Source organism: Vibrio sp. 970, assembly GCF_033339075.1.
The window spans coordinates 1-625 of the sequence record NZ_JAWOTW010000482.1 but is presented as its reverse complement, the minus strand read 5'-3'; the positions used below and the strand labels follow the sequence as shown (position 1 = coordinate 625).

The 625-nt window shown below is 44.6% G+C and carries 1 protein-coding gene; it reads right to left on the bottom strand.

Going from position 1 to position 625, the window contains the following annotated elements; translation table 11 throughout:
- Nucleotides 1–625, bottom strand: a 625-nt coding sequence (locus tag R7Q11_RS27435; protein ID WP_263857214.1) for an ABC transporter transmembrane domain-containing protein, incomplete at both ends; no start/stop codon positions are given.

Sequence of the window (625 nt, the reverse complement as noted above, 5' to 3'; positions counted from 1 at the left end):
TGGAATATCAAAACTGACATGCTCTAGAGCCGGCTTTTCTGAACCTTCATACGTGAAGCTGACATCTTTCACAGATACTTCACCCTTCGCGCGCTCAACCGTGTATTTACCTTCGTTTTTCTCTGGTTCTAAATCGATCAGAGCAAACAAAGTTTGGCTTGCTGCCATACCACGTTGGAACTGAGAAGTTACGTTTGTCAGTGCTTTAAGTGGGCGCATCAAACCAAACATCGCAGAAAAGACCACGGTAAAAGTACCCGGAGTCAACTGCTCTTTGATTGAATCAATGCTTGCGAGATAAAGAACAGCAACAATCGCAAATGATGCAATCATTTGAATGATGGGGTTTGCCGCAGCCTGAGCCGTTACCAACTTCATGCTTTGTTGACGCATTTGGTTGCTGACTTTATCAAAACGTTGACGTTCAATGTCTTGACCACCGTAGCTCAATACGACTTTGTGCCCTTTTAACATTTGCTCAGCCGATGCGGTCACATTACCCATCATCGTTTGCATGTTCTTAGAGATTTTTCTGAATCGCTTAGAAACGACACCAATCCCCCAAGCAACCACAGGCGCCACAGCAAACAGCACTAATGACAACTGCCAGCTGTTGTAAAACATC